Origin of the sequence: Reyranella aquatilis (assembly GCF_020880995.1) — a bacterium.
Taxonomy (GTDB): Bacteria; Pseudomonadota; Alphaproteobacteria; order Reyranellales; family Reyranellaceae; genus Reyranella; species Reyranella aquatilis.
In genome coordinates, this window is sequence record NZ_JAJISD010000007.1 from 19071 (window position 1) to 43332 (window position 24262).

A 24262-nucleotide genomic window follows, 5' to 3' on the forward strand; every position below is an offset into this window, starting at 1 on the left:
TTCATCCGGCCACCGTCAGTGTTTGCCGATCTTGGTGACGGTGATGGCGCCATTCACCCGGGCCGCCTCGATCTCGATACGGTCGCCTTCCTTCACCTTGTCGAGCATCGCGGGGTCGGCGACGCGAAAGACCATGGTCATGGCGTCCATATCGAGGTTCTTGATGGGGCCGTGCTTCAGCGTGACCTTACCTGCGCCCTTGTCCACCTTGACGACCTCAGCCTTCACCATGTTGCCATCGGCCCATGCCGGAACCGAGAACAGGATCGCAGTCAGTACGATTGTGATGATATTCCTGAACATCTGATGCTCCTTCAGTTGCGTTGGCTCACTCGACGACGATGGTGCCGAACATGCCGGCCTGGCGGTGTCCGGGAATGAGGCAAGAGAAGTCGAAAGTGCCCGCCTTGGTAAACTGCCAGAGGATCTCCCCGGTCGCCTTGGGCTTCAAACGTTTCGCATTCGGATCGTCGTGCTCCATGTCCGGGTTTTTCTCCATGTCCTTCATGTGCTTCAGGTTCTCCTCGACCGTTCCGACGACGAACTCGTGGTCGATGGCGCCGTTGTTGCGAAGCTGGAAGCGGACTTGCTCCCCCTTCTTGAACTTGAGTTTGTCGGGCAGGAACAACATCTTTCCATCGTCCTCGCGGAAGACGATCTGAACGATGCGCGCTGGCTTCTTAGGATCACCCGGCTTGCCGTAGGGCGTGTCATCCGCATGCGAATGTCCTTCGCCTGGCTTGTGTCCGGGCGCGGCGATGGCTGTTCCGGCGAGCAGGACTGCGGTGATCGAAGAAATGAAGAACGTCCGAGCTTTCATATTTGCCTCCTGAGCTGAACTACTTGTGGGAGCCGTGTGAGGACGGCTTGATGACGCGCACCGGAGCGCTGCCGGGCTTCGCGACTGGCGTAGGCGTGACGGCACGAGTGGCTTCGGGTTTCGGCCCCTTCCATTCCCAGGCGACGGTGCCGGGCGGATTCTGGTACCAGCCAGGGTCCTTGTAGTCGCCCGATTGCAGGCCCTCGCGGACCTTCACGACTGAGAACATGCCGCCCATCTCGACGGCGCCGAACTGCGCGAAGCCGGTCATCATCGGCAGCGTGTTGTCGGGGAGCTGCATCTCCATCTCGCCCATGTCGGCCATGCCGGCGCTCCCCATCGGCATGTAGTCCGGCACCAGCCGCTTCATCTGCTTGGCGAACTGCTTCTTGTCGACCCCGATGAAGGTGCGGAGGTCGTGCCCCATCGCATTCATCGTATGGTGCGACTTGTGACAGTGGATCGCCCAGTCGCCGGGATAGATCGCGTCGAACTCGTAGGCACGCATCGCGCCCACCGGGATGTCGATCGTGACCTCCGGCCAGCGCGCCTCGGGCCGCACCCAGCCGCCGTCCGTGCAGGTCACCTCGAAGTCATAGCCGTGCATGTGTATCGGATGGTTGGTCATGGTGAGATTGCCCACCCGCACGCGCACCTTGTCGCCCTTCGCCACGACCAGCGGGTCGATGCCCGGGAACACGCGGCTGTTCCAGGTCCACATGTTGAAGGCGGTCATCTCCGCGACCTTGGGTATGTAGTTGCCGGGGTCGATGTCATAGGACGCGAGAAGAAAGACAAAGTCGCGATCGACGCGATGCAACTTCGGGTCGCGCGGATGAACGACGAAGAAGCCCATCATGCCCATCGCCATCTGCACCATTTCGTCGGCGTGAGGGTGGTACATGAAGGTCCCGCTCTTCTTGAGCTGGTATTCGTAGACGAAGGTCTGGCCCGGCTTGATATGCGGCTGGTTGAGACCACCGACACCATCCATGCCGGAAGGCAGAAGCTGTCCGTGCCAATGAATCGTCGTGTGCTCCGGCAACTTGTTGGTCACGAAGATCCGGACCTTGTCACCTTCGACCGCCTCGATCGTGGGACCTGGGCTCTGACCGTTGTAGCCCCACAGTCTGGCTATCATTCCCGGCGCCATCTCGCGCTCGACAGGCTCCGCGACGAGATGGAACTCTTTCCAGTCACCGTTCTGCCGCCATGGCAGCGTCCAGCCGTTCAGCGTGACGACGGGCTGATAGTCAGGACCGCTCGTGGGATAGAGGGGCGGCTGCATGGTGTTGGTCGTGGTGGTCGGCGCCTCGGGAATCGACTGTGCCTGGACGCGACCGCTGACCGCGGTGGCGCCGAGGAGTGCGAGCCCGGAGGCTCCCACGAGATCGCGTCGGGAGATGCTCATGTCGTTCTCCTTTCCTAGAGTCCGAGAGGGAGGGTTTCGGGTGGCGGGGTCGTGTTGATTACGCCCGACGGCGGAACGGTGCCGCCCACGATCAAGGCGGCCTGCAAATCGGCCACGGCCAGGTGGTAGTCACGCAAAGCATCGAGCGAGGCGATATTGGCGTTTATGCGCTCGCGTTCCTCGATCAGAACCTCGAAGACGTCGACGAGCATTCCGTTGTAACGCAGCAGGACCTCGTTCGAGATCTGGCGGCGCAGCGGCAGTATCCGAGACTGGTAGAACCGGGCGATGTCATACGTCGCACGGTAGGTCGAGTAGGCGACCCGCGCTTCCGAGCGGGCGTTCACCGACCGCTCCACCAACCTGTTGACGGCACGCATGTAGATTTCTCGCGCAGTCACGACGCGGGCTTCACCGGTGTCGAAGATCGGAATAGCGATGCCGAGCTCAAGTCCGTAGCGGTTCTTCGAGGTCTGCTCGCCAGCATCGTTTGTCTCGACCTCATTGCGATAACCGAGACCGAGCTCGAGAAATGACAGGTAACGCGTGGCGTTCACGAAACTCGCCGATTTCGAGAGAGTCACGATCTCGTAGCGAAGGATGATGAGATCGACGCGCCGCTTCATCGCTTCGACTTCGACGTCCCCTAGCGCGTCGGCAGCCGCGGGAAGGGCGGGCAGTCGCGTGGGCAACTTGTAACTGAGGTCGCTTCCCCACACGCCCAGCATGCGATTCAGTGCCTCGCGCGCGCTGGTGACGCTCAACCGCGCCTGAGCAACCTGGGCACTGAGGTCGGCATAGAATGCGGCGACGCGCGCCTGGTCGAGCTTGTTGGCGGCGCCCGTCTCGCCGAGCTGCTTCATCATTTGTGCCGAAGCGTCCGCGGTTTGCCGGGCCTGTTCGAGCAGGGCGAGGCGCTGCTGGGCGGCGATTGCCTTGATGTAAGCCCGTCGCACGTCGACGGTCAGGCTGAGCGTAGTCGCAACCGCGCGATAGCGTGCCTCCTCGAACTCCCGCTTGGCGATCTCTGTCTTGCGCGGCAGGGTCGCGAAGGCCAGCAGATTACCGACGAGTTGGAAGCCGAACTCCACGAAGCCGCCCGTGCCGAAGGTGCGTCCAACCGTGATCGCCGGATTGGGCGGCAGGCTGGCCTGGATAAATTCTGCTTCGGAAATGCCAAGGTCGTTGTAGGCGGCTTGCAGTCCACGGTTGTTCAGGAGCGCCACTTGAACCGCTGAGTCCTCTGTCAGTGGTTCGGCCAACAAGGTCTGCACGCGCTCACGCGCGCGACGAACATCTTCAGGCGTCGAAAGCTTGACCGCGTCGCCCCCGATCTCCTTGCGTACGCCATCGGTGACCGGCGCCATGCCGCCGTCGCTAGTAAACTTCGCACAACCTGCCGCCAGCAAACCCAGGACGGCAACGGCGGCGGTTCTCGCAATGACGTTCATGGTGACCGCCCCGCGCCAGGCGCAACGCGATCATTGAGCTCACGCCAGGGCTTCAGGCCCACGGGAACATGGTTGACCGTGCCGGACATCGACGGCTGATAGGGCGTAGGAATGGTGGGCGCCTCGGGATTGGAGGCATCGGTGGGAGACAGCTCGGGCAACGGCGGGGCAGCACAAGCGGCCGTTCCAAGCGCGAGCACGGCTGGAATCAGGAATTTCATGACGACGATCCAAACGGAATTGACGTAAACGTGACGGATCGAGCCCCGCCGCCGGTCGGCAGCGAGCTCTGGCGTTCGCGCAAGTCAGGTGTCTGGAGCTGTCGAGCCGGCTACGGGCTCACGACCGGACACGCGCCTGTGGCGCGAACGCGGTCAGACGAGTCTGGGGGGGCGTTCCGAACGATCGCCGGAGCGGCCCTCGAGCATGTCGCTCAGGCCGGGAACAGGCGCAGATGCCGCGAAAATACCGACCCAAAGGTCGAACGCTGATGCTGGCATTGACGCATGACAGGCAATGTTGCAGCAGTTTCCGGAATGCTTTGCGGGAGCCCCGGTCGGGCACGAGCCTTCATCATGGCCGGCGACGGCCTCGGTCTTCTCCTCGAAGCCAGCTGCACTGGCAGCGGGTCCTTCGCGGCGGACATCGGTCGTCGGCGCAACCGCTTCGGCTGCGGGTCGAGCGTCCGAGCCCACGTGACCACCATGAGCTGATGCAACGCCTGCGGTAAGCACCCATGCCGCAAGCGCAAGCAGTAGTGCCTGTGCGAACTTCCTCAGGTGTAGAGCGGCGATCATTGCGACATAAATGAGCAGGAGCTGGCGGGTTGTCAATCGGCTGAATCGGACGATCAGCTGCGGCGGCTGTCGAGGACATCAAGGATCTCTTCGATCTTGGCCTTTCGGTCCTTCTCCGAACCGGCGTGAAATGCACGAGCGACGCAGTGTTCAAGGTGATCCCCGAGCGTTTCCTGCTCAACCTTGTTCAAGGCGGCGCGCACGGCGCGGATCTGGGTCAATACATCGATGCAGTAGCGCTCTTCCTCGATCATGCGAGCGATCCCGCGGACCTGGCCTTCAATGCGGCCAAGGCGGGCTAGTTGTGACTTCTTCAATTTCTCATTCATGACTTGCACTATACCCCCGTACGGTATATACGTCAAATTATGAAACACGATTGCTGCAACGGCGGGACCACCCGCCACCAACACCATCACGTCAGCCAAGATATCGCGACGGATCCTGTCTGTGGCATGAAGTTGAAGATCGAGACGGCGAAGCACAAGACAGTGCACGATGGCCATGCTTATTATTTTTGCAATCCAAAGTGCCTTCAGAAGTTCACTGCAGAGCCGGCACGCTACCTGAAGCCTCAGCACCCGGCGCAGGCCGAGCCCGTTGAGCCCGGAACGATCTTCACCTGCCCGATGCACCCGGAGATCCGGCAGGTCGGGCCCGGCAGCTGCCCGATTTGCGGCATGGCCCTCGAACCTGCTGAGGTGTCACTTGATGATGGTCCCAACCACGAGCTGATTGACATGTCGCGACGGATGTGGGCCGGGCTGGTGCTGAGCCTGCCTGTGGTCGCGCTTGAGATGGGAGGACATCTCACCTCGCTGCACATGCTGCTGGGTCAGAAGTGGTCCAACTGGATCCAGCTTGTGCTGGCGACGCCGGTCGTGCTGTGGGCCGGCTGGCCCTTCTTCGTCCGGGGCTGGCAGTCCCTCATCACCCGCAACCTCAACATGTTCACCCTGATCGCCATCGGCACCGGTGTGGCTTGGATCTACAGCGTTTTGGCGGTGCTCGCTCCGCAGGTCTTTCCTGCGGCGTTCCGCGGTTCGGACGGATCGGTGGCTGTGTACTTCGAGGCCGCGGCCGTCATAACGGTCCTGGTCCTGCTGGGGCAGGTTCTCGAACTGAGGGCGCGTGCGCAAACTTCCGGCGCTATAAGAGCCCTGCTAGACCTTGCTCCCAAGACGGCGCAACGCGTCAAAGAAGATGAGACCGATGAGACCGTGACGCTCGACTCGATCGTCGTCGGGAACCGCCTTCGCATTCGTCCAGGCGAGAAGATTCCGGTCGATGGCGAAGTCTTGATCGGCAGGTCGGCGATCGATGAGTCGATGGTGACCGGCGAATCGATGCCCGTCACCAAGGAAGTCGGCGCGAGCCTGATCGCCGGCACGCTCAATTCGACGGGCTCGCTTGTCATGAGGGCCGACAAGGTCGGTCGCGACACGATGCTGGCCCGCATCGTCCAGATGGTGGCTGAAGCGCAGCGAAGCCGTGCGCCGATTCAGCGGCTAGCCGACCGTGTTTCCGGCTATTTCGTACCCATAGTCATCGCCGTTTCGATCGCGGCCTTCGCCGCGTGGTCGATATTCGGACCAGAACCACGGTTCTCCTTCGGACTGGTGGCCGCCGTAGCCGTATTGATCATCGCCTGCCCTTGTGCCCTCGGCCTCGCCACTCCTATGTCAATCATGGTGGGCGTCGGTCGCGGGGCGCAGGCCGGCGTCCTCATCAAGAATGCCGAGGCACTTGAGCGGATGGAGCGCATCGACACGCTGGTCGTGGACAAGACGGGAACGTTGACCGAGGGCAAGCCGAAGGTCGTGGCGATCGTCCCGGCAAAGGACTTCGCGGAAGCGACCGTGCTGGGCCTGGCAGCGAGCGCCGAGAAAGCCAGTGAACATCCCCTCGCCCTGGCGATCGTGAACGAAGCTGCCGCCCGCAAGATTGCCTTGTCCGACGTGAGTGAGTTCGACTCGCCCACCGGCAAGGGAATTGCCGCTACGGTTGACGGTCGCAGGCTCGTGCTCGGCAATGCCAATTTCCTGAAGGAACTCGGAGTCAATCCCGACAGCCTGCAGGCCGACGCTGAGCGCTTGCGACACGAGGGGGCGACGGCAATCTTCATGGCCATCGACGGCGCTCCGGCTGCGGTCTTCGCTATTGCCGACCCGGTCAAGGCCACGACGCCCGAGGCAATCCGTGCCCTAGCTGCGGAAAAGATACGAGTCGTCATGCTGACCGGAGACAATCGCACCACGGCGGAAGCCGTCGCGCGACGGCTCGGCATTGCCGAGGTAGAGGCAGATGTGCTTCCCGAGCAGAAGAGCGCCGTCATCGAGAAGTTGCGAACGCAAGGCCGCGTCGTCGCCATGGCCGGAGACGGTGTCAACGACGCACCCGCGCTGGCGGCCGCCGATGTCGGTATCGCGATGGGGACCGGCACTGACGTCGCGATCGAGAGTGCTGGCGTCACGCTGCTCAAAGGAGACCTGATGGGTATCGTGCGGGCTCGACGGCTCTCCGAAGCGACGATGCGCAACATTCGCCAGAACCTTTTTTTCGCGTTCGTGTACAACGCCGCGGGCGTCCCGATCGCCGCAGGCGTGCTTTATCCCACTTTCGGCATCCTCCTGTCGCCCATCATCGCTGCGGCAGCAATGGCGCTGTCTTCGTTCAGCGTGATTGCCAATGCCCTGCGCCTGAGAGCCTTCCGGCTCTGACGGACAGAAAATGCTGGCCACGACGAACGAAGCCGGCCTTTCGACGAACGAGCGCCGATGGCGCCGCGAGCTGCGATCGGCCTGCCTGAGGCTCTTGGTGTTCGCCGTGCTGGTGCTAAATCTCCTAGCAAGCCAGCATGGCGAGAGCGTTCTTGTGCACGGTCAGGTGATCGGCGGCTATGGCTTGGCCACGATGGTGGCCTTGCTTCTCGCTCTGAAGCGGACTGGTCCGGCCGGGGCGACGATCGCTTTCGTCGTCATCGACGCCTTTCTTGTGGTGGCCCTATTTCACGCACACCTCTTCGCACCAGGTGAGGCATTCGATCACAGCCTGACGGCTCCTTCACTGGCCGTCGGCTTCCTTCTGTTGACGCATGCGGCCCTGCGTCTGAGACCGGGGCTCGTTGTCCTGTTCTCGGCCATCGTGCTTACCGGATGGCTGATGTTGCTCGCCATCACACTCGCCGTACATGCCCGTCTGCATCCCAAGGCGGGAAGTGAGTGGCCGATATTGGGCGCCGAAGGGGCGCTCGCCGCCGCGTTCACATTCGCAGCGTTCGTCTGCTATCTGCTGATAAAGGAGCACAATGTGGTGCTTGCCGAAGCGGTGGGAAGCGAACGGCGGCGCCAGATGCTGGCGCGTTTCTTCTCCCCGGGTGTCGTCGCAGAACTCCAGGATGACTTCACCAATCTCACCCTTGCCCGTCGGCACGCGCTCGTGATGTTCGTAGATCTTCGTTCATTCACTCTCCTCAGCGAAGCTTCAGAACCTGAAGCCCTCGCCGAAGTGCTCTCGGAATATCGTCAATTAGTGACAGAAGCCATCTTCGAGCACGGCGGTACAGTCGACAAGTTCATCGGAGATGGCGTCATGGCGGTATTCGGACACCCGCGAACCGGTGAGGACGATGCGGCACGGGCGATTGCGTGCAGCCTGAAGCTCACCACGCTGCTCGCGCGGTGGAGCTACGAGCGGGTAAGACACGGCAAGACTGCGGTCGAGGCCGGAATTGGCTTACATGCCGGACCCGTGGTCGGCGGCGTCCTGGAAAGCGGTCGACACGCCGAATTCACAGTATTTGGGGATACGGTAAATGTCGCGGAACGTCTGGAGCGGCTCTGCCGGCCGCTGAACGCAGTGCTGGTGATCTCGGAAAACGTTTTGGACGACGCTCCACATTTTCGCTCAAGCGCCGATTGGCTCTGGAAAGATGCGGTCGAAATCAATGGCAGACGGGGCAAGCTGAGACTTGCCTACCTTTCGAGACCGCATCCTTCAGTCAGTAAGTAGTCTCTATCGGTTAAAGCCCTTCACGCGGCCCTCGGTGAATCCGTGATGCGTGCGACCTCTCTACTAAAGAAGAACTCTCGACGCGGACAGCGGTTGAAGCCTGACCGCTACCCGTCACACGTGGCAAACCTGCGTCCGAAAGATTGCGGAAATGTATGCTGGCGGAAACCAGCAAACCAACTTTCATCAACTATCAAAGGGACTGGCCACTCTATCCATCACAGCAGACAGTCCGGTTATGAATCTCGATCTGAGTTCGTTGCGGAGCGTTATCGCGGCCGCTGAGCACGGGAGCTTTCGGCAAGCGGCAACAGCCCTCAACATTAAGCAATCCGCACTTAGTCGCCGGATCCGTCACCTCGAAGGACAACTTGGTGTTTCTCTGTTTGAGCGCTCGAGTGGGGGTGTACGTCCTACACCCGCTGGCGCGAGCATGTCGCAAGCTTCCCGTCGCCTCTTCGCCGAAATAGACCATATGGTCACGGCCTCACAGTTGGCCGACCGTGGTGAAGCAGGTGTGCTCAAAGCGGGCTTCGGGACGGCCGTTTCGACAAGCAAGGTGCGTACGATTCTAGCAGATCACATCAAGTCATTCCCCCATATCGGGATTCAGGTTACCGAGCGATCTCCTGCTCAGCTAGCAGCGGCCCTCGGAACAGGCGACGTAGATGTGGCAATCATCGCCGGAGAAGCGCGCCAACATAATGGACCTTCGATGTCGCTGTGGTCGGAGCGCATAGTGGCGGCACTGTCTTCGCGCCATCCGCTTTCGAACAGTGAGGTCATCGATTGGAGCGACCTTAAAGACGAGATCTTTCTTCTCAGCCAATGGGATCCGGGTCTGGACCTGCGCAACCTTATCCTCAAAAAGCTCGCAGCGCCCGGCGACGCCCCAAAGATAGAAACCTGGGATGCCAGCAATGAGAATGTCCTGGGAATGATCGAGGCTGGGCTTCATGTCAGCGTTCACTGCGAATCGTGGACCAGTCTTTCCTATCCCGGCGTCCGCTTTCGCGAAATTCGCGATTCGTCAGGCCCCAGCCACATCACTTTCACCGCATGCTGGGAAGAGCACAACCGAAACCCGGCTCTCGCCCGCTTCGTGGAAACGCTCCGACAGACTCATCACCCCACCACACTGAGCTAGGCGTCGCTGCTCCTCGCCGAACCCTTCGCCGTCCGCCGCGCCTTGGCAAAGGCTCGATCGGCAGACATGAACCGGCCCAGCATTGGCCCCACGAGTTTCGCTGGGTCGATCGTCTGACTCGTTTCACGGCCAAGCGCCTCAGCATAGACGACGAGATCCCGGTGGATGGCCGCCGGCAAGTCGACCGTCAACTTCACGGGCTTCTCGTCCAAGATGGCGCCGAGCTTGAGTTTGGACATCGGGTTTCTCCTATCCTCGGTAAGGCTGCAGCACGAGATCGCGCGTCACGATGACCCGCACCGGATGGCCCGGCCGGATAGTCAGAGTGGGCTGGATGTTGAGGTTGCGCCGCACCACTTGCTGTCCAGCCTGGTTCAGCGTGTCGCCCGCACCACGGCGCAGGGCACGGACGATATCGCTATCGTTCTGATCCGAGCCGAGTTCGGTGCCGACCGCCAGAATGGTGGAAAGAAGCGCCGCCTTGAACAAGGATCCCCTGTGGTGGTCGACACCGTCTTCCAGACCAGCTTGGCCGCTGGCATCCGCCCCGGGTTGTCGTTCGAGCACGATCGAATAGCCGTTCGGGAGAAGCAGCCGCGTCCAGACCAGAAGAAGACGGGATTGCCCGAAGCTAACCTGGCTGTCGTAGACGCCGATCAGCCGTGCCCCCTGAGGAATCAGCAACGCTCCACCCGTCGGCGTGTCATAGACGTTCTCGGTCACTTGGGCGGTAATCTGCCCCGGCAGGTCGGACCGTAAGCCGGTGATCAATGCCGCGGGAATGACGGCGCCAGCCTGCAGCACAAACGGCGAAGCGGGCCGCGCCAGACGATCGGCACTCGTCGTCTTCCGATCGACCGGCGCATTCATGAACGCGAGCTTGCGGTCCTGTCCGTTCTGGATCGCAGCTTCATCGGTCGACGACGTCGCTGCCGACAGTGATGGCTGAGACGCGGGAATACTTGCGGCACCAGGCTGTGTCTGGCGATTGCCGGGCGCGAACAGGCGGCTGACGCGGGCGGCTTCCGCCTCCTGAGCCCGGCGCTGTTGCTCGGGATCGGGCGACAAGGGCGCGGGCTGACCTTGGGCTGCCAAGATCGGCCGGCCCAGGTCGCCCGGCAGCGGCGGCCCGAGTGGGGGAACATCCCGAAGGATGCCGGTGTAATCGCGCGGCAGCGCCGCCAGGCCGTCGGCGACGCGAGACCGGTCAGTGGTGTAGAGTTCCTGCGGCGCGACGCCACGCAGCCGGTCGCCCTGTAAAGCCCACAGCACGGCGCCGCAGACCAGAATCAGGCCCACCGCCGTCCCGCCAATCAGCACAGTGCGCGACAGACGGGTGACGCGCGGGCCCTCCGACCGCAGCCTAAAGGGTTGAGTGACCGTCGAGTTGCTGGAATTCAGATGAGGATCGGTCATCGCTAGGGTCTTCCGTCTGTGCGGACGATCCGGACGATCTGCTGGCTCTCGCCGCCAAGTCGCAATTCGCCCGCGGCAAACAGGCGATCGACGATCAGGACGTTGCCATGTGCACGGGAGTTGACGAGCTCCGGCTTGCCGTCCTCGCCGACGACGAAGAGAGGCGGCATCTCGCCCTGTACGATGCCGGGCGAGAACTCGACATAGACCTTGCGCCCATCGTCGTAGGCGTTGATCGGCCGCCAGGGCGGCTTGTCGCCCTCGATCGAGTATCGGTACCGGCGCTGGGCTATTTCCGGGAGGACCGCCACCGGGGGCAGGGCGCGAAGGCTCTTGCCTCGGCTCTCGGGGTAGAACCAGGCGACCGAGGGCATATAGGGTCGCTCGTTGGCCCGCAGCTCGATGAGGTACGTGCGCCGGTCGGTGTTGACCACAAGGTTGGTCTCAATGGCAGGTCGGGTTGGCTTGACCAGGATGTGCACGCGACGCGTATCGCCGTTGCCGCTCTCCGTATCGCCAATGATCCAGCGTACCGTGTCACCGGCGGCCACCGGGCCTGAGCCGGTGAGTTGCTCACCAGGCTCCAGGGCAATGTCGGTGACCCGTCCCGGGGCTACGTAGACCTGATAGAGGGCTCCCGGGCTATACGGAAACACCTGCACGGCGTTGAAGTAGCCCTCGCGGCGCGGCTCCACCCGCGCGGCGCCGTTGGCAGCATCAACGCGCGCCACCGGATCCCTTGCATCGCCCGGTCCTCCGCGCGCCGGCGTCCAGACCGGTGGGATGTGCAGAGGCCGCGGCGGTGGATCCTCGGCGAGTGCCGAGGACACCGGTAGCGGCGGCACGCTCTCGTCGTAACTGATCTGCGGCGGCTTCGTGGACGCACATCCCGTAACCGCCAGCAGGGAGACGAAAATGGCTGGCCGCATGCGGTGGTACCTCATTGTGCGAGCTCCTTCGACCAGTTGATGGCGTTGACGAAGACACCCAGCGGATTCTTGCGCAGACGATCGGCGTCGCGTGGCGTTTCGATTGCGATGGTGAGGATGGCGGTCCAGCGCTCGGTGGCGGCGAGCTGGCCGCTTTCGTAGCGACGCTCGGTCCAGGCCACCCGGAAACTCTCCGGCGACGCCCTGATGACGCTCGAGACCTCGACGGAGATCTGCATCTTGCCAAGTCTCGCGAAAGGATCGGCGCGGCGGGCATAGTCGTTCAAGGCCGCAGCGCCACGATCGGTCGTGAACTCGTATGCCCGCAGCCAGCCCTGGCGCAGCACGACCGCGTCGGATGGCAGCCCGCGCACATCTTCGATGAAGCGTGAAAAGATGAAAGGCGATCTGCGGATCGGTCGGCCGATAGGAGGCGTCGGCCGGCGCGATCGCCTGCGCCTGGCCAAGCCTGTCGACCTCGACGACCCAGGGCGTGATCGTCCCCCGCGCCGCTTGCCAGGCGAGCCCACCGGCAAGACCGGCGGCCAGCGCCAGGCAACCGAACGCCATCAGGCGCCAGTTCCTGGCCTGCACGCGGGAGGAACCGATCCGGTCGTCCCAGACCTGCGCAGCTTTCTGGTAGGGCGTTTCCGGCACGGGAGCGTGGCCGTAACGGACGGACGAACGCTTGAACATCAATGGTTCCCTTCAGAGAGATCGATGGAGGAGCCGCCACCACCGTGATCACCGGAACGGATGGCGTGCGTGGCGGCGGAAGCGCCGTGACTGGCGGCCTGGCTCCGCCTCATGCGCCGCGCCCAAGCGGGCGGTGTGTCCGCCGATGCAGCAGCAGCGCCCGTCTCGGCACCTCCGGCAGCGGCACGCCCGCCGGCTGCAAAGCTGCTCGAAACGCCTTCGGCCGCCCGGCGGAGCGGGCTGGCTGCGGCGGATGCACCTGCCCCGGTCACACCCGAGAGACCACCGGCGCGATAGGCAGTCGCAGCACCACCTGCCAGGGCGGCAGAGCCCCGGGCGGCGGCGCCCGTGGCACCGGCCAGCGCGCTTGCACCGCCGGTCGCGAGGGCTCCGCCTGCGGCGGCAAGCCCACCGGCAGCCAACCCGGTGCCCACCGCCGCGCCGGCCCCTAGCTGAGGTCCGCCCGAGACGATGCCATTGGCGATGCCGGGCCCGAAGATGCCGAGGCCCAGCAGGGCCAGGGAGGCCAGCACCAGCGCCATGGCATCCTCGATGGAGGGCTGGGCACCGGTGCCCGAGGTGAACTGAGAGAAGAGCGTCGAGCCGATCCCGACGATGACCGCCAGCACCAGCACCTTCACGCCGGAGGACACAACGTTGCCCAGAACGCGCTCGGCCAGAAAGGCGGTCTTGCTGAAGAGCCCGAAGGGGATCAACACGAAGCCGGCCAGCGTCGTCAGCTTGAATTCGATCAGGGTGATGAAGAGCTGAACGGCCAGGATGAAGAAGGCGAGCAGCACCACGATCCAGGCGAACAGCAGCACCACGATCTGGATGAAGTTCTCGAAGAAGCTGATGTAGCCCATCAGTCCCGAAACCGACTCCAGGAGCGGCCGTCCGGCATCGAGACCGACCTGGGCGACCCGCCCCGGTCGCAGAAAATCCGCCGCCGACAGGCCGGTGCCGGAGGCCTTCAGGCCAAGGCCGGCGAAGCTCTCGAACACGATGCGGGCGAGGCTGTTCCAGTTACCGATGAGATAGGCGAAGACGCCGATGAACAGGGTCTTCTTGACGAGCCGGGCGATGACATCCTCGTCCCGGCCCCACGCCCAGAACAGTGCGGCCAGTGTCAGGTCGATGGCGGCCAGGGTGGCGGCCAGGAAGCCCACTTCGCTGCCCAGCAATCCGAAGCCGCTGTCGATGTAGCTGGTAAAGACTCCGAGGAACCGGTCGATAACGCCTGTGCCGCCCATCGGCCTTCACTCCGTTCCTCTTGCCCACGTGGCGGCGGGCTTATTCATGGAACATGCGGACGGTGGACGGCTGATAGCCCGTGTTGGGCGCGAGGAAGCGGCGAAGCTGCTCCCTCGCCTGGTCCTGAGCGGCCACGCGCGCGGCCGCCTCGAGGCTCTGGGCCCTCCCCTGCGCAGCGACCGTCGCCGTGAGATCGGCAAGCTGCTGCGCCTGGAGAGCCACGAGCTGGTTACCGGCCTGCGCCGCCTCCAGTGCCCCGGCCGCGCCCTGGCTGGCATCGATCAAGGCGGACATTTCTGAGCGGTTGGTGTCGAGATTGCCGACCACCGTCGCCTGAACGCGCAGCGCATCCTGCAGGCCCGCGACGGAATTCTGCCAACGCGTCTGCGCATTGGCGATCAGCGATTGGGCCGACTGATTCGCCGACGCCGGCGCATAGGTCGTCGAGAAGGCCCGATCGATCTGCTGGACATCGTAGGCAATGTTCTGGGCCTGGCTGAGCAGTTGACGGGTCCGCCCGATAGACTGCTGAAGCTGTTGTAGCGAAGAGTACGGCAGGCTCGCGAGATTGCGGGCCTGGTTGATCAGCATCTGCGCTTCGTTCTGCAGCGACAGGATCTGATTGTTGACCTGCTCGAGCGTGCGCGCCGCGGTCAGCAGGTTCTGCGAATAATTGCTGGGATCGAACACGTGCATCTGCGCCCAGGCCGGCAACGCACCGCCGGAGAGAGCGAGGATGGCTACAAGCGTAACGCTGCAACGACGGATAGAAATCATGACGATTCTCCTGTGCTGAGGTCGGGGATGAGATCGGCAGCCCACGGCACGCCGCGCGCCTGAAGCCAGCCGGCAAGGAAAGCCTTACGGCCGTGCTCACCCAGAACGCGTTCGATCAGGGCATGGTCGGACTTCGACGACGCCGCCGTGAGGGCTAGCGTTACCTCGCCGAGGCCGAGCTCAAACAAGCGATTGCCGCGACGCGACTGGCAGTAGTAGTCACGCTTGGGCGTCGCCCGGGCGAGGATCTCGATCTGACGGTCATTGAGACCGAAGCGGCGATAGATCTCGGTGATCTGCGGCTCGATCGCCCGCTCGTTCGGCAGGAAGAGACGGGTCGGACAGCTCTCGATGATGGCCGGCGCGATGGCAGAGCCGTCGATGTCCGAGAGCGACTGGGTCGCGAAGACGACGGAAGCGTTCTTCTTGCGGACGGCGGCGAACGGCGCCGAGCGCCAATATACGCTCAAAGCTTGATTTTACGAGCGTTCTGAGGGGCCGGCGAACGAGCGCGGACGACAAAGAACTAGGCTGGATGGAAAATGGTGCCCCGAGACGGAATCGACATTGCTTCTAAACATTTGAAGTAACGCAATTTTTTGGTAAGTGCGACTTTTGATGTACCCACCAATGTACCCAGCGCTTAGCAGCCATTCGAACATTCGCGGTACTCGATTGCAGCGGGCACCTAAGCGCCCGGTGGATTCGCCCCACCTAGAAATCGCCGAGGGCGTAGAGGAGAGATCACTCCCCGTCATCACCGTGGTTAAACCGGGGAAATAGCAACGACCAGCAGGAAGCGCGCAGATGCGGACCGGCATCGAGTAATGCTTGGTACCCGGCACCGCAGAGCATATGCAAATGTAGCGAGTCTTACTTGCTCTACCAATCTCATGCTGGTTGGCTCCTACGCGCACCCAGCAATATAAGCGTCACGCCGCAAAATATCGCAAAATCCGCAAGATTGAATGCAGGCCAGTGAAACCCCATTGCGTGAAAATCGAGCCAATCGGTAACTGCGCCATGCGCAATGCGATCCAACACATTGCCCACGGCACCACCGATAACGAGTCCCAAGCCCATCGCGGAACCCTTGGTCTCACTACGCCACAGCATGGAACCCAGCACAGCAACAACAACTATTGCCAGCACGATAAGTGACCAGGATGGAACGCCCTTCAGCAAGCCGAAGCTGACGCCCGTGTTATGCCCGAGAACAATATTGAAGAATGGCAGCACGGCCCAAGGCGCTTCCAGTTGATGCGCAAATATGCGCACCAACGACTTGGTCACCTGATCGATGAGTAGCGCAGCGCAGGCATAGATGAGACCCAAACGGAAGAGAGTCATTGCGGCGGCCCTTTGCGGGCGTGGGCCAGGTCGGAAGTGGCGTCGCGAATAATCGACCAGGCGGAATGCAAGAAAAGACCAGCGATTACGATCGCTACGATCAGATCCGGCCACGGGGAATGCGTCCACCACACAAGAGCGGCCGCGGCGACAACCGCTGCATTACCGATGGCATCGTTGCGAGAAAACAACCACACGGCGCGAACATTGGCATCGCCCTTCCGATGCGGCATGAGCACAGCGGCGGCAGCGATGTTCACGACAAGTGCGATCGCGCCAAAAAGCCCCATAAGTTCAGCCTCCGGTTGGCTGACAATGAAAACGCGATAGACGGTGTTGGCGAGAACAGCGATGCCCAGCACAGCCAGAAACACGCCCTGCAGTAGTGCTGCGCGGGCGCGCGCCGCAAGCCCCCAGGCGATGGCTATCAGGCCCAGAAACGAGATCAGACCGTCACCAATGAAATCGAGAGCGTCGGCCTTCACGGCCTGTGATCCGGCAATGAAACCGCCCACGATTTCGATCGCACCGTAACCTGCGTTAAGCAGAATCACGGTCCACAAAGCCCGCTTGTAGCCGGATTGCAGATGCGTCGACCGACTGCCATCCGAATCCGCTTCGTCGACCCTGGATAACTGGTAACCGAGGTCTGTCACGGTACGCTCAACATTCGGCAGGACGGGCGTATTGGCAACCGCCGGCGTCATCAGCTGAGATGCGATCGACACCTTCACGGATGTCACGCCAGCAACGTCGCGCGTGGCGGCCTCGATTTTGGCCGCGCACGCCGAACAATCCATACCCGTGATACGGTATTGCACGTCAGTCATCGCGCTCGTACTCATGATCTGGCTCCGAAGTATCGAATCTCGACGACCAGCGTACATGCTGTAGTGACTACAGGATCAATACGCGCGTTAGACTGCTCATTACTTGACCGAGACTCGTCGATGTTTATTGAGCCAAAGCCCCGCGCACAGAAGCATCGTCGCCAGAAGTTGGGCCAAGAGAGATTCCTGCGTCGGAAATATCCCAAGAATAGGTACGCGCGGCACGCCCGGAACGAGCGTCACATTGATTAGGCCCGCCTCTTGCAGGCCAGTTGCGCCTTTTCCGGCAAGAACGACGGCAAGCACTGCGACAAGAATGGAGCTCACAGCGAAGAATGTGCTGATCGGGAGCCGCGCGCTGTAGCGAAGCATGATCCAAGCAATGATTGTCAAAAGGATCATTGCGCAGAAGGCCCCCCCGAAAAGCGCCAACTCATTTCCTTGCGCCCACAACGCCGTATAGAAGAGGATAGTTTCGAACACCTCGCGATAGACAACGATGAAAGCCAAGAGAAAGAGGAACCATCCGGATCGACGCGATAGGGCCGTGGTCATCTTTTCTCGAATGTAGCGCTGCCATACTTCTGCATTGCTTTTGCCGTGCATCCAAATGCCGACTGTTACGAGAATTAACGCGGCAAAGAGTGAACCGAACCCTTCCGTCAGTTCCCGCGATGCGCCGCTTATGCTGATTAAGTAAGTCGCGACGAACCAGGTTGCTCCCCCGGCTGCGAGTGCGGTTATCCAGCCCGCATGCACATAGCGCAGAGCCGCTCTTCGATCAGTTTTTTGCAGAAAAGCCACCATAGCCACGACGACCAAGAGTGCCTCGAGGCCTTCTCGGAGGAGAATACCAAAGGCCCCAAGGAAACTGGAAAGCTCGCTGGCAGATTGAGAAGCGAGCGCGGTGTCCGCTTTGTTGAGCAATTCTACAATATGTTGCTGGCTGGCGGTTACGTCGGTCAGTGACTTGGCGCTAGCGATTGCCGATCGCAACTGGATCATACCCGTCTCTATTTCGGCGACCAGGTCGGGCGCACGCGCCGCGAGCACGGGCTCAAGGGGTTCGAAGCCGTCCAGATAGGCTGACAATGCGAGATCGGCAGCCGCCTCACGATCTCCGTCGGCATAGGCCTTGAGGCTCGCATCCAGGCGCTCGCGCGTCAGGGTGAGCCTGCCTTCGCCGACAGCTGCGACCGCGGGATTCCGTCGCAAATACGCCATCAGGGCGTCTGCCTGTTCACTGTGTGCGGCTGCGGCATCGGGCGCGATGCCGACCAGTGCAGTCATGTCGGAGATGCGCTGACGAACCGTTGGATCGCTTCGCCAGATGCTCTCGCCCAGCTTGGCCTGGCTCGAGGGAAACCCAATGCTGCCGACATAGAACGCCAAACCCCAGCGATCCTCGTCCGACAGACTATCAAAGCTGGCCATCGAGGTGCCCTCGAGACCGAGCGTGATGACCTGATAAAGCGCAAATAGTGAGCGCTGCCGCGCTCGTTCGATATCGGTAAACGCGATGGGTGGAGGATCAAGATTGGCGGCGAGCGGGCCGCGCCCATCTCCTCTTGCGCCATGACAAGAAGCGCAATGCTCGCCGTAGAGCGCGGATGCTCGCGTGAGGTTTGGAGGCGTTGCGGGTGCAAGTGGAACCGGATAGGCGGAAAGCAAGGCGGTTGCGAGCGCGCGCGCTTCGGTGCCGACAGTCTCTGCAGATGCCTTGCCCTCAATTGTAGTACGCAACCTACGGCTCAGGCTGAGTAGGACCGCTTTTGCGTCCTTGTCCGGCAGACTGCCAAGCCGTGTCTCGACTTGCCCGGAGAATTCTACCATTTCGTCATATTCAGCCTGGCTTACGACCTGGCCATCGGTGACAGCACCTGTGTAATCGACAGCGATGTAATCCAGCAGGCGCCAGATCGTCTGAACATCCCTATCCTGCGCACGGACTTGGCTTGACATTAAGACCGCGGCGAGAAGCGCCATCATCGCGGAGCGCGCCAAAGAAGAATGATATCCGCAGGCCAAGACCGATCGCAGCGAAGGCATTTTTAATTGTCCATGCAATTCAGAAACACTCGCTTTATACGACCTGTAGCGACTGCAGGAGCAAGCCTAGTTTTGCGGCCGACGCGCCTCTGTCTTTAGCGTTGAGCGCGTATCCCTTCTTGCTGCCCGACAGAGATACCCATCGCGCACCGGGCCTTTTTGCCAGACGGCGAGGCCTATGGGATTCAGTCGGAACCTCAATAGTGCGGCACGTCGCAACCTTGTTGTTGCAGCAATCGGCAACCAGCGAGTCAGTTCTTTCCGCAGCTTACAAGGCGCTTAATTCGGCTCTCAACTGCTTCGAGTTGATCGCTCGCGATTCTGGTCACGTCCTTGCAGGATGCTTCCGGCTTCTCTTGCAACGCCAATAGCCGTTTGATGACGACGATTTAAAAGCCGAGGTCCGTGCGTGCCGCAGAAACGTCAATCGTAGGACATCTTTATCGTTGTAAAGCCGACGTCCGCTCTCAGTCCGAGACGGTGCGGGCACGAGCTTAATGCGCTCATAGTAGCGAATGGTCTCGAAATTTACGTCGGTTTGTTTGAAAGTTCTCCAATGGAGAACATGAGCGCATGCTTCTGTAGTGACTACAGAGTGCAGGATATCGGATTGGATGAATTGTGAAGGCTGAGACTACCGAGAGGCGTTTTGCGATTAGACAAATATCGCCCGCAAGGAACGTCTACCTCGTGGTCTAGCGCACTGGATCTTGAAAAATTCCCTTGAAGGGTGTACCGCCCAGCATCCCCTGCATTGTGCCGCTTGCCGGCTGCACCGAGAGCTCAACTGTGCCGGTTCGACCATCACTACAGGTCATGACAGCAGAGCCCGTATACTCCTCGTCTAGATGCCACCGACCTTCGCAGGCGGTGCCCCTGTCACTATTAAGCTTCACCACGCCTGCTATCCCATCAGACCGCTTGCTAAAGCTTCCCGTGAACTGTTCTCCGTCAGAGGTGCTCCCTGATGCCGGCACCGTGCCGGCGCACCCCACCAAAGAGAGGAGCAAAATACAGCATATCGACTTTCTCATGTTGTTCTCCAGCACCAAGTCTTGTGTGAAATCTACCGTCCCGCAGGCTGAGGCATCTACATGCCCTCAAGGTCCAAGATCATGCGGAGGACCTCCTGGCGAACAGCCTGGGACTCCACTTTTTGGAACGCGCGCAGGAGTGCCAGCGACTCCCGAGAGGCATGTCCCATGGCAAACGCAGCCTCCTCATGTGACGCGCGCCTGTAAGTGCTTTTGCTTGAAGGCTCTCCATATCCCTCGAAGAAGTATTCGGGAGAAACCTTAAGCAAACGAGCGAAGTCAAACAGGCGCCGGGCAATTGTCCTGTTCTCACCACTCTCGTATCTCTGGATCTGCTTTTGGCTTACGCCAGCGTCCTTGCTGAACTTCTTCAAACGGATTTTCAAGGCGAGGCGCCGCCGACGGAGCTGCTGCCCCACATGCACATCTAGAGGGTCCCTGACGCCAACCTTGACGACCGGTGTTTCTGACGACCCGGGCTCGGGACGCCCCCCCTTCTTCACGGGAGATCCTCCCGGTACGCCAGAATTCTCAGCGCATTCACGACGACAAGCAGCGTCGATCCTTCGTGGACCGCGACCGCCGGCCCTATTCCCAGGCCGAAAATTGTCGCTGGCACCAGCAATGCCACCACTCCAAGGCTGACGTATAAGTTTTGCAGGATGATCGAGCGGGTATACCGGCTAAGACCGACGACGAATGGTAGATGTTCCAGACGGTCTGCCATCAATGCAACGTCTGCGGTCTCCAGTGCCACATCGGAACCTGCGGCGCCCATCGCAATGCCAACGGTCGAAGAAGCCATAGCCGGAGCGTCATTCACACCGTCGCCGACCATCGCAATTAGACGTGCTTCTTCCTTAAGTCCTCCAATGATTTTGACCTTGTCCTCTGGCATGAGATCACCGCGGGCGTCATCAAGGCCAACTTCTCTGGCGATCGCATCTGCTACCTTTTGATTGTCTCCGGAGAGCATCACCATGCGACCAACGCCCAATTCGCGCAGACGAGCAATCACCTGGCGTGCGGCCACCCGAGGTGAGTCCATCAACCCGATCACGCCGAGGTCCATAGTCCCCTTTTTGACAACCATCGTTGTGCGCCCCGATGCGCGCAACGATGAGATCGCAGACTTAGCTTCCTGACCGATTGAGGGTACGCCGTCGGCACCGAACATCTCCGCCTTGCCGATCCAGACGAGATCTGTTCCGATCTTGGCTCGCACCCCGCGACCGGTGAGGCTCTTAAGATCACTGGCAGGGTCCAGTTTCCGATTACCAAGGCGTTGACGTCCATCGCGCACGATTGCAAACGCCAAGGGATGGTCGCTGACGGATTCGACTGCCACAGCTACTGCCAGCAGTTCCTCGGCAGTAGTACCCCCCAGTGGTTCGACATCGGTGATGCGCGGACTTCCCTCAGTAAGAGTGCCCGTCTTGTCAAACGCAATGGCGCGGACCGCCCCCAATGCTTCGAGCGGAGCTCCGCCCTTAATAAGCACACCACCTTGTGCAGCACGTGCGACCCCGGAGAGCACGGCGCTGGGCGTAGCGATGGCCAGCGCGCAGGGACTGGCGGCGACCAGAACTGCCATCGACCTGTAAAAGCTTGCTGCAAAGGGCTCGTCGACGATCAGCCCGGCTCCAAGAAGTACCACGGCCAGAATAAGGACGGCCGGAACAAAGAACTTCTGGAATCTGTCTGTGAAGCGCTGTGTCGGTGATTTTCGGGACTCGGCCTCACTCACCATTTTGACGACCCTCGCCAAGACGGTGTCCCCAGCTTTACGTGTGACCTCGATTTCAAGAGCGCCAGAACCGTTTATAGTTCCAGCAAAGACACGCGAGGAAGAGGCAACGCTTTCGGGCCGGGTGCGAGCCGCGTTAGCGTCTGGGACGGGCTGCTTGTCGACCGGAATGCTTTCGCCCGTGACAGGTGCTTGATTGACACTCGATTGTCCCTGGATCACGAAGCCATCCGCAGGAAGGCGTGCGTTCGGCCGTACAACGATGACGTCTCCGACAATCAACTGATCGACTGGCACTTCCTGCGCTTTCCCCTCGCGCGTTACGACGGCTGTCTGAGGGGCCAGCTTTGCGAGAGCTTCAATGGCCTGGGTAGCGCGTCCCATCGCGAAGTGCTCGAGCGCATGGCCAAGACTGAACAAGAACAGCAGCAATGCACCCTCGGCCCATGCGCCAAGGATCGCCGCCCCTGCAGCCGCCACCAGCATGAGCGTGTCGATTTCAAACTTGCCACGCCGGATGTTGGCGAAGGCCTCACGCACCGTGTAGAAGCCGCCCGCTAGATATGCCGCACCATAGAGCGCCACCGACACCCCTTCAGGTGCCCAACCCAGCTGTTCGGCAGCGAAGCCAACACCGAGCAGCAGGCCGCAGACAAGCGAGAATACCAGCTCGGCATACTGACCAAAGAAACCCGCATGTGAATGCGCGTGGTCGCTCCCCTTCTCTTCATGCCGATCGCTCGCATGAGAATGCGAATGCGGCTTCTGCGTTTTCTTCGTCGGGGACTGGGCCACCATGATGTCTTCCTAGAACTTAATAGTGGCGGATGGGCCGTTGGGCGGTGTCAATTCCAGCGACAAAGCGGAATACGGCCGCAGCGCCGATGTACTGCTACCTGTCAGTCTGCCGGTCGGGGTTGGCCGAAGCTCGATCCGCTCCCGGTTCGATCCCGAAACAATGGTGACGACAGCTTTGAAGTTGCGGGCATCAATCGGCGCGTTCCGCTCATATAGGCACAGCGTTACTTCCCGTTCTCCTACCAGCAGTTCTACCTCAACGCCGCCGATGTCCTGCATCTTGCCATCATGAGGGCCAGTGACGATGTCTCTGCCGTGCTGGGCGTACGAGGCGTTCGAGAAGAGGGCCAACGCGGCAATCAAGACAAGCGCTTTCATCGACAGACTCCTTGCTGAATTAATTCCCCCGTCGCTCTCCCCTGTTCGTTGGAGACGTAAGCAATGCGCATTCGCTTGCTCCGCCCTTCGATTTCAACCCCGTTCTCGTACTGCCAGTTGACCAAGCCTTGTCCCCTGCCTGCCTCAACGACCTCCAATGATACAACGATCGACGCATCCAGTGGCTTGCACAGTCTTTCCAGGCGCTGAGCAACGTTGACCGCGTCACCGACAAGGGTGAACTCATCATGCGATCCGCTACGGAGAACGCCGCCTATCGCGGTACCGAAATGAAGACCGATGCCAGCGCGAGGGTCCACGTCGCCCCGGCGTCGCCGCATCGCGGCCCAATCGTGCAACATGCTTCTTAGATGGACGGCACATTCCAAAGCTCGCGCGGCGTCGTCCGCTGTTGATTTCGGTTGACCAAAAGCCGCCATCACACCATCGCCTATGAACTTGTCGATCATTCCTCCATGCGCGAACACTTCGCGCGTCACGAGTTCCCGGAATTCAGCTAGGAGCCTGGCCAGCATTTCCAAGGGGATAGACTCGCTCAGGCTAGTGAACCCCCGCAAATCGACGAACATCACCGCCACTTCGCGGCGGCCAAGGGCCAACGATGTTCCTGTTGCTTGCAGCTCCGTGAGGACGGTCGGCGAGAAGAAGCGACTGAGATTGGCGCGCCGCCGCTCGGCCAGGACGGCCGTCTTCAAGAGAACATTGTGATCGTGAGTGAGCAGACCGCATACCAAGGCTGCGAAGCCGAACGCCGCTGCGAGAGCGGCCTCTGTAAGGAATGCCGACCAATCCCGTGCATGAGGCGCGCCCTTGCCAAGATGAGCTTCGACGGCGACTGTCAGCAGTGCCAGCCAACCAAGAATGACGATCCCTGAAAACAGAAAGACGAGCATCGGCCGCAGGCGCATCGCGGCGTGTGTTAAGAGTACAAATCCAATAGCGAGTGATGGCGCTGTTAGCGCGTGATCAAGGTCCTTGCCGGGTGCGAAAAGGTGCTCATGGAACAAAACGACGACCAGCAGGGCGTCGAACACCACGTAGAGCCAAGAGAGCCACTTCGTACCTCTACGAAGTTCCGCGAGGACCAAGGCTAAGATCGTCAGAGCGCCGTAGGCGACTACGACATTCGCGTGGACGATTTCACTGTCCTGCGTACCGGCAAGGCCGAGGTTGACGACCAAGATCGCGAGCGCGACCAGACGCAGCCAAGCCGATCGACGCTCACGCTGCCAGCGTCGCCGCTCAGCGTTCGTCAGGAGTTCCTCTGAGGCAAGGTCTAGCATTTTGACGAACACATTCCGGGCAGACGGCACCGACAAAGACAGCGGAACTGCTCCAAAACACGA

The 24262-nt window shown here is 61.2% G+C and carries 23 protein-coding genes and 3 pseudogenes; 4 read left to right on the forward strand and 22 right to left on the reverse strand.

The window, feature by feature from the left end; translation table 11 throughout:
* Window positions 1–15: 15 nt before the first annotated feature.
* The 6 genes from LJ725_RS16420 to LJ725_RS16445 form a co-directional block, all read right to left on the reverse strand.
* Window positions 16–303, reverse strand: a complete 288-nt coding sequence (locus tag LJ725_RS16420) for a copper-binding protein (protein ID WP_230551728.1) — start codon at window positions 301–303, stop codon at window positions 16–18.
* Between the two features lie 25 nt (window positions 304–328).
* Window positions 329–820, reverse strand: coding sequence for a cupredoxin domain-containing protein (locus tag LJ725_RS16425; protein WP_230551729.1), 492 nt, complete (start codon window positions 818–820; stop codon window positions 329–331).
* Between the two features lie 19 nt (window positions 821–839).
* The gene (locus LJ725_RS16430) at window positions 840–2231 is read right to left on the reverse strand and encodes a multicopper oxidase family protein (protein ID WP_230551730.1); all 1392 of its coding nucleotides are present in this window, start codon (window positions 2229–2231) and stop codon (window positions 840–842) included.
* A 14-nt stretch (window positions 2232–2245) separates the two neighbouring features.
* Window positions 2246–3682 carry a TolC family protein gene (locus tag LJ725_RS16435; protein ID WP_230551731.1) on the reverse strand — a complete coding sequence of 479 codons (1437 nt, stop codon included), beginning with the start codon at window positions 3680–3682 and terminating at the stop codon, window positions 2246–2248.
* On the reverse strand, window positions 3679–3903 hold the full coding sequence (locus LJ725_RS16440; RefSeq protein WP_230551732.1) for a hypothetical protein: 225 nt from the start codon (window positions 3901–3903) through the stop codon (window positions 3679–3681). The genes LJ725_RS16435 and LJ725_RS16440 overlap by 4 nt, the downstream gene beginning before the upstream one ends.
* 629 nt (window positions 3904–4532) lie before the next feature.
* Complete coding sequence (locus LJ725_RS16445) at window positions 4533–4808, reverse strand: metal-sensitive transcriptional regulator (protein ID WP_230551733.1); 276 nt, start codon at window positions 4806–4808, stop codon at window positions 4533–4535.
* 39 nt (window positions 4809–4847) lie between these two features.
* Here LJ725_RS16445 and LJ725_RS16450 point away from each other — a divergent pair, with 39 nt between their 5' ends.
* The 4 genes and pseudogenes from LJ725_RS16450 to LJ725_RS16460 all read left to right on the forward strand — a co-directional run bounded on the left by LJ725_RS16450 (window position 4848) and on the right by LJ725_RS16460 (window position 9637).
* Window positions 4848–7199, forward strand: coding sequence for a heavy metal translocating P-type ATPase (locus tag LJ725_RS16450; protein WP_408015746.1), 2352 nt, complete (start codon window positions 4848–4850; stop codon window positions 7197–7199).
* A gap of 10 nt (window positions 7200–7209) precedes the next feature.
* Window positions 7210–8490 carry an adenylate/guanylate cyclase domain-containing protein gene (locus tag LJ725_RS16455; RefSeq protein WP_230551734.1) on the forward strand — a complete coding sequence of 427 codons (1281 nt, stop codon included), beginning with the start codon at window positions 7210–7212 and terminating at the stop codon, window positions 8488–8490.
* A gap of 238 nt (window positions 8491–8728) precedes the next feature.
* Window positions 8729–8905, forward strand: a pseudogene (locus LJ725_RS29335) (LysR family transcriptional regulator); the annotation flags it as partial.
* Between the two features lie 18 nt (window positions 8906–8923).
* Window positions 8924–9637: a LysR family substrate-binding domain-containing protein gene (locus tag LJ725_RS16460; protein WP_230551735.1), complete on the forward strand. Its 714-nt coding sequence runs from the start codon at window positions 8924–8926 to the stop codon at window positions 9635–9637.
* Here the strand turns inward: LJ725_RS16460 and LJ725_RS16465 are convergent.
* From LJ725_RS16465 to LJ725_RS16535, 16 genes and pseudogenes are all read right to left on the reverse strand, one after another.
* Window positions 9634–9876 carry a DUF2274 domain-containing protein gene (locus tag LJ725_RS16465; RefSeq protein ID WP_230551736.1) on the reverse strand — a complete coding sequence of 81 codons (243 nt, stop codon included), beginning with the start codon at window positions 9874–9876 and terminating at the stop codon, window positions 9634–9636. The genes LJ725_RS16460 and LJ725_RS16465 overlap by 4 nt on opposite strands.
* Before the next feature lie 10 nt (window positions 9877–9886).
* The gene (locus tag LJ725_RS16470) at window positions 9887–11053 is read right to left on the reverse strand and encodes a TrbI/VirB10 family protein (RefSeq protein ID WP_230551737.1); all 1167 of its coding nucleotides are present in this window, start codon (window positions 11051–11053) and stop codon (window positions 9887–9889) included.
* Window positions 11054–11055: 2 nt separating this feature from the next.
* A complete protein-coding gene (gene trbG / locus LJ725_RS16475; RefSeq protein ID WP_230551738.1) occupies window positions 11056–11982 on the reverse strand; it encodes a P-type conjugative transfer protein TrbG in 927 nt (308 codons plus the stop codon).
* 11 nt (window positions 11983–11993) lie between these two features.
* Window positions 11994–12678 (reverse strand): annotated as a pseudogene (gene trbF / locus LJ725_RS16480) (conjugal transfer protein TrbF).
* Window positions 12678–13931, reverse strand: a complete 1254-nt coding sequence (gene trbL / locus LJ725_RS16485; protein ID WP_230551739.1) for a P-type conjugative transfer protein TrbL — start codon at window positions 13929–13931, stop codon at window positions 12678–12680. Before trbL ends, trbF begins: the two are co-directional and overlap by 1 nt.
* A 40-nt stretch (window positions 13932–13971) precedes the next feature.
* Window positions 13972–14709: a P-type conjugative transfer protein TrbJ gene (gene trbJ, locus LJ725_RS16490; RefSeq protein ID WP_230551740.1), complete on the reverse strand. Its 738-nt coding sequence runs from the start codon at window positions 14707–14709 to the stop codon at window positions 13972–13974.
* A pseudogene (locus tag LJ725_RS16495) lies at window positions 14706–15143 on the reverse strand (conjugal transfer protein TrbE); the annotation flags it as partial. The pseudogene LJ725_RS16495 and the gene trbJ, both read right to left, overlap by 4 nt.
* Window positions 15144–15600: 457 nt before the next feature.
* Window positions 15601–16059 (reverse strand): signal peptidase II, encoded by a 459-nt coding sequence (gene lspA / locus LJ725_RS16500; RefSeq protein ID WP_230551741.1) that lies wholly within the window; start codon window positions 16057–16059, stop codon window positions 15601–15603.
* A complete protein-coding gene (locus LJ725_RS16505) occupies window positions 16056–16904 on the reverse strand; it encodes a cation transporter (protein ID WP_230551742.1) in 849 nt (282 codons plus the stop codon). Before LJ725_RS16505 ends, lspA begins: the two co-directional genes overlap by 4 nt.
* 84 nt (window positions 16905–16988) lie before the next feature.
* Entirely contained in the window at window positions 16989–18938 is a 1950-nt protein-coding gene (locus LJ725_RS16510) for a cytochrome c/FTR1 family iron permease (protein WP_230551743.1), read from the reverse strand.
* 251 nt (window positions 18939–19189) lie between these two features.
* Complete coding sequence (locus LJ725_RS29340) at window positions 19190–19267, reverse strand: hypothetical protein (protein WP_408015753.1); 78 nt, start codon at window positions 19265–19267, stop codon at window positions 19190–19192.
* A complete protein-coding gene (locus tag LJ725_RS29345) occupies window positions 19264–19554 on the reverse strand; it encodes a MerR family DNA-binding transcriptional regulator (RefSeq protein ID WP_408015754.1) in 291 nt (96 codons plus the stop codon). Before LJ725_RS29345 ends, LJ725_RS29340 begins: the two co-directional genes overlap by 4 nt.
* 474 nt (window positions 19555–20028) lie before the next feature.
* Window positions 20029–20475, reverse strand: a complete 447-nt coding sequence (locus LJ725_RS16520) for a helix-turn-helix domain-containing protein (RefSeq protein ID WP_329958371.1) — start codon at window positions 20473–20475, stop codon at window positions 20029–20031.
* On the reverse strand, window positions 20472–22517 hold the full coding sequence (locus LJ725_RS16525; protein ID WP_230551745.1) for a heavy metal translocating P-type ATPase: 2046 nt from the start codon (window positions 22515–22517) through the stop codon (window positions 20472–20474). The genes LJ725_RS16520 and LJ725_RS16525 overlap by 4 nt, the downstream gene beginning before the upstream one ends.
* A gap of 9 nt (window positions 22518–22526) precedes the next feature.
* The gene (locus LJ725_RS16530; RefSeq protein ID WP_230551746.1) at window positions 22527–22895 is read right to left on the reverse strand and encodes a hypothetical protein; all 369 of its coding nucleotides are present in this window, start codon (window positions 22893–22895) and stop codon (window positions 22527–22529) included.
* Window positions 22892–24199: an adenylate/guanylate cyclase domain-containing protein gene (locus LJ725_RS16535; RefSeq protein ID WP_230551747.1), complete on the reverse strand. Its 1308-nt coding sequence runs from the start codon at window positions 24197–24199 to the stop codon at window positions 22892–22894. Before LJ725_RS16535 ends, LJ725_RS16530 begins: the two co-directional genes overlap by 4 nt.
* Window positions 24200–24262: the final 63 nt, after the last annotated feature.

Excerpts from the sequence above, each read along its gene's own strand:
- LJ725_RS16460 (WP_230551735.1), top strand. The coding sequence starts at position 8,924 with ATGTCGCAAGCTTCCCGTCGCCTCTTCGCCGAAATAGACCATATGGTC.
- lspA (WP_230551741.1), bottom strand. The coding sequence starts at position 16,059 with ATGACTCTCTTCCGTTTGGGTCTCATCTATGCCTGCGCTGCGCTACTC.
- trbG (WP_230551738.1), bottom strand. The coding sequence starts at position 11,982 with ATGCGGCCAGCCATTTTCGTCTCCCTGCTGGCGGTTACGGGATGTGCG.
- LJ725_RS16530 (WP_230551746.1), bottom strand. The coding sequence starts at position 22,895 with ATGAAAGCGCTTGTCTTGATTGCCGCGTTGGCCCTCTTCTCGAACGCC.
- LJ725_RS16505 (WP_230551742.1), bottom strand. The coding sequence starts at position 16,904 with ATGAGTACGAGCGCGATGACTGACGTGCAATACCGTATCACGGGTATG.
- trbJ (WP_230551740.1), bottom strand. The coding sequence starts at position 14,709 with ATGATTTCTATCCGTCGTTGCAGCGTTACGCTTGTAGCCATCCTCGCT.
- LJ725_RS16420 (WP_230551728.1), bottom strand. The coding sequence starts at position 303 with ATGTTCAGGAATATCATCACAATCGTACTGACTGCGATCCTGTTCTCG.
- LJ725_RS16510 (WP_230551743.1), bottom strand. The coding sequence starts at position 18,938 with ATGCCTTCGCTGCGATCGGTCTTGGCCTGCGGATATCATTCTTCTTTG.
- LJ725_RS16470 (WP_230551737.1), bottom strand. The coding sequence starts at position 11,053 with ATGACCGATCCTCATCTGAATTCCAGCAACTCGACGGTCACTCAACCC.
- LJ725_RS16465 (WP_230551736.1), bottom strand. The coding sequence starts at position 9,876 with ATGTCCAAACTCAAGCTCGGCGCCATCTTGGACGAGAAGCCCGTGAAG.
- trbL (WP_230551739.1), bottom strand. The coding sequence starts at position 13,931 with ATGGGCGGCACAGGCGTTATCGACCGGTTCCTCGGAGTCTTTACCAGC.
- LJ725_RS16455 (WP_230551734.1), top strand. The coding sequence starts at position 7,210 with ATGCTGGCCACGACGAACGAAGCCGGCCTTTCGACGAACGAGCGCCGA.
- LJ725_RS16425 (WP_230551729.1), bottom strand. The coding sequence starts at position 820 with ATGAAAGCTCGGACGTTCTTCATTTCTTCGATCACCGCAGTCCTGCTC.
- LJ725_RS16450 (WP_408015746.1), top strand. The coding sequence starts at position 4,848 with ATGAAACACGATTGCTGCAACGGCGGGACCACCCGCCACCAACACCAT.
- LJ725_RS16430 (WP_230551730.1), bottom strand. The coding sequence starts at position 2,231 with ATGAGCATCTCCCGACGCGATCTCGTGGGAGCCTCCGGGCTCGCACTC.
- LJ725_RS16445 (WP_230551733.1), bottom strand. The coding sequence starts at position 4,808 with ATGAATGAGAAATTGAAGAAGTCACAACTAGCCCGCCTTGGCCGCATT.
- LJ725_RS16435 (WP_230551731.1), bottom strand. The coding sequence starts at position 3,682 with ATGAACGTCATTGCGAGAACCGCCGCCGTTGCCGTCCTGGGTTTGCTG.
- LJ725_RS16440 (WP_230551732.1), bottom strand. The coding sequence starts at position 3,903 with ATGAAATTCCTGATTCCAGCCGTGCTCGCGCTTGGAACGGCCGCTTGT.
- LJ725_RS16535 (WP_230551747.1), bottom strand. The coding sequence starts at position 24,199 with ATGCTAGACCTTGCCTCAGAGGAACTCCTGACGAACGCTGAGCGGCGA.
- LJ725_RS16525 (WP_230551745.1), bottom strand. The coding sequence starts at position 22,517 with ATGGTGGCCCAGTCCCCGACGAAGAAAACGCAGAAGCCGCATTCGCAT.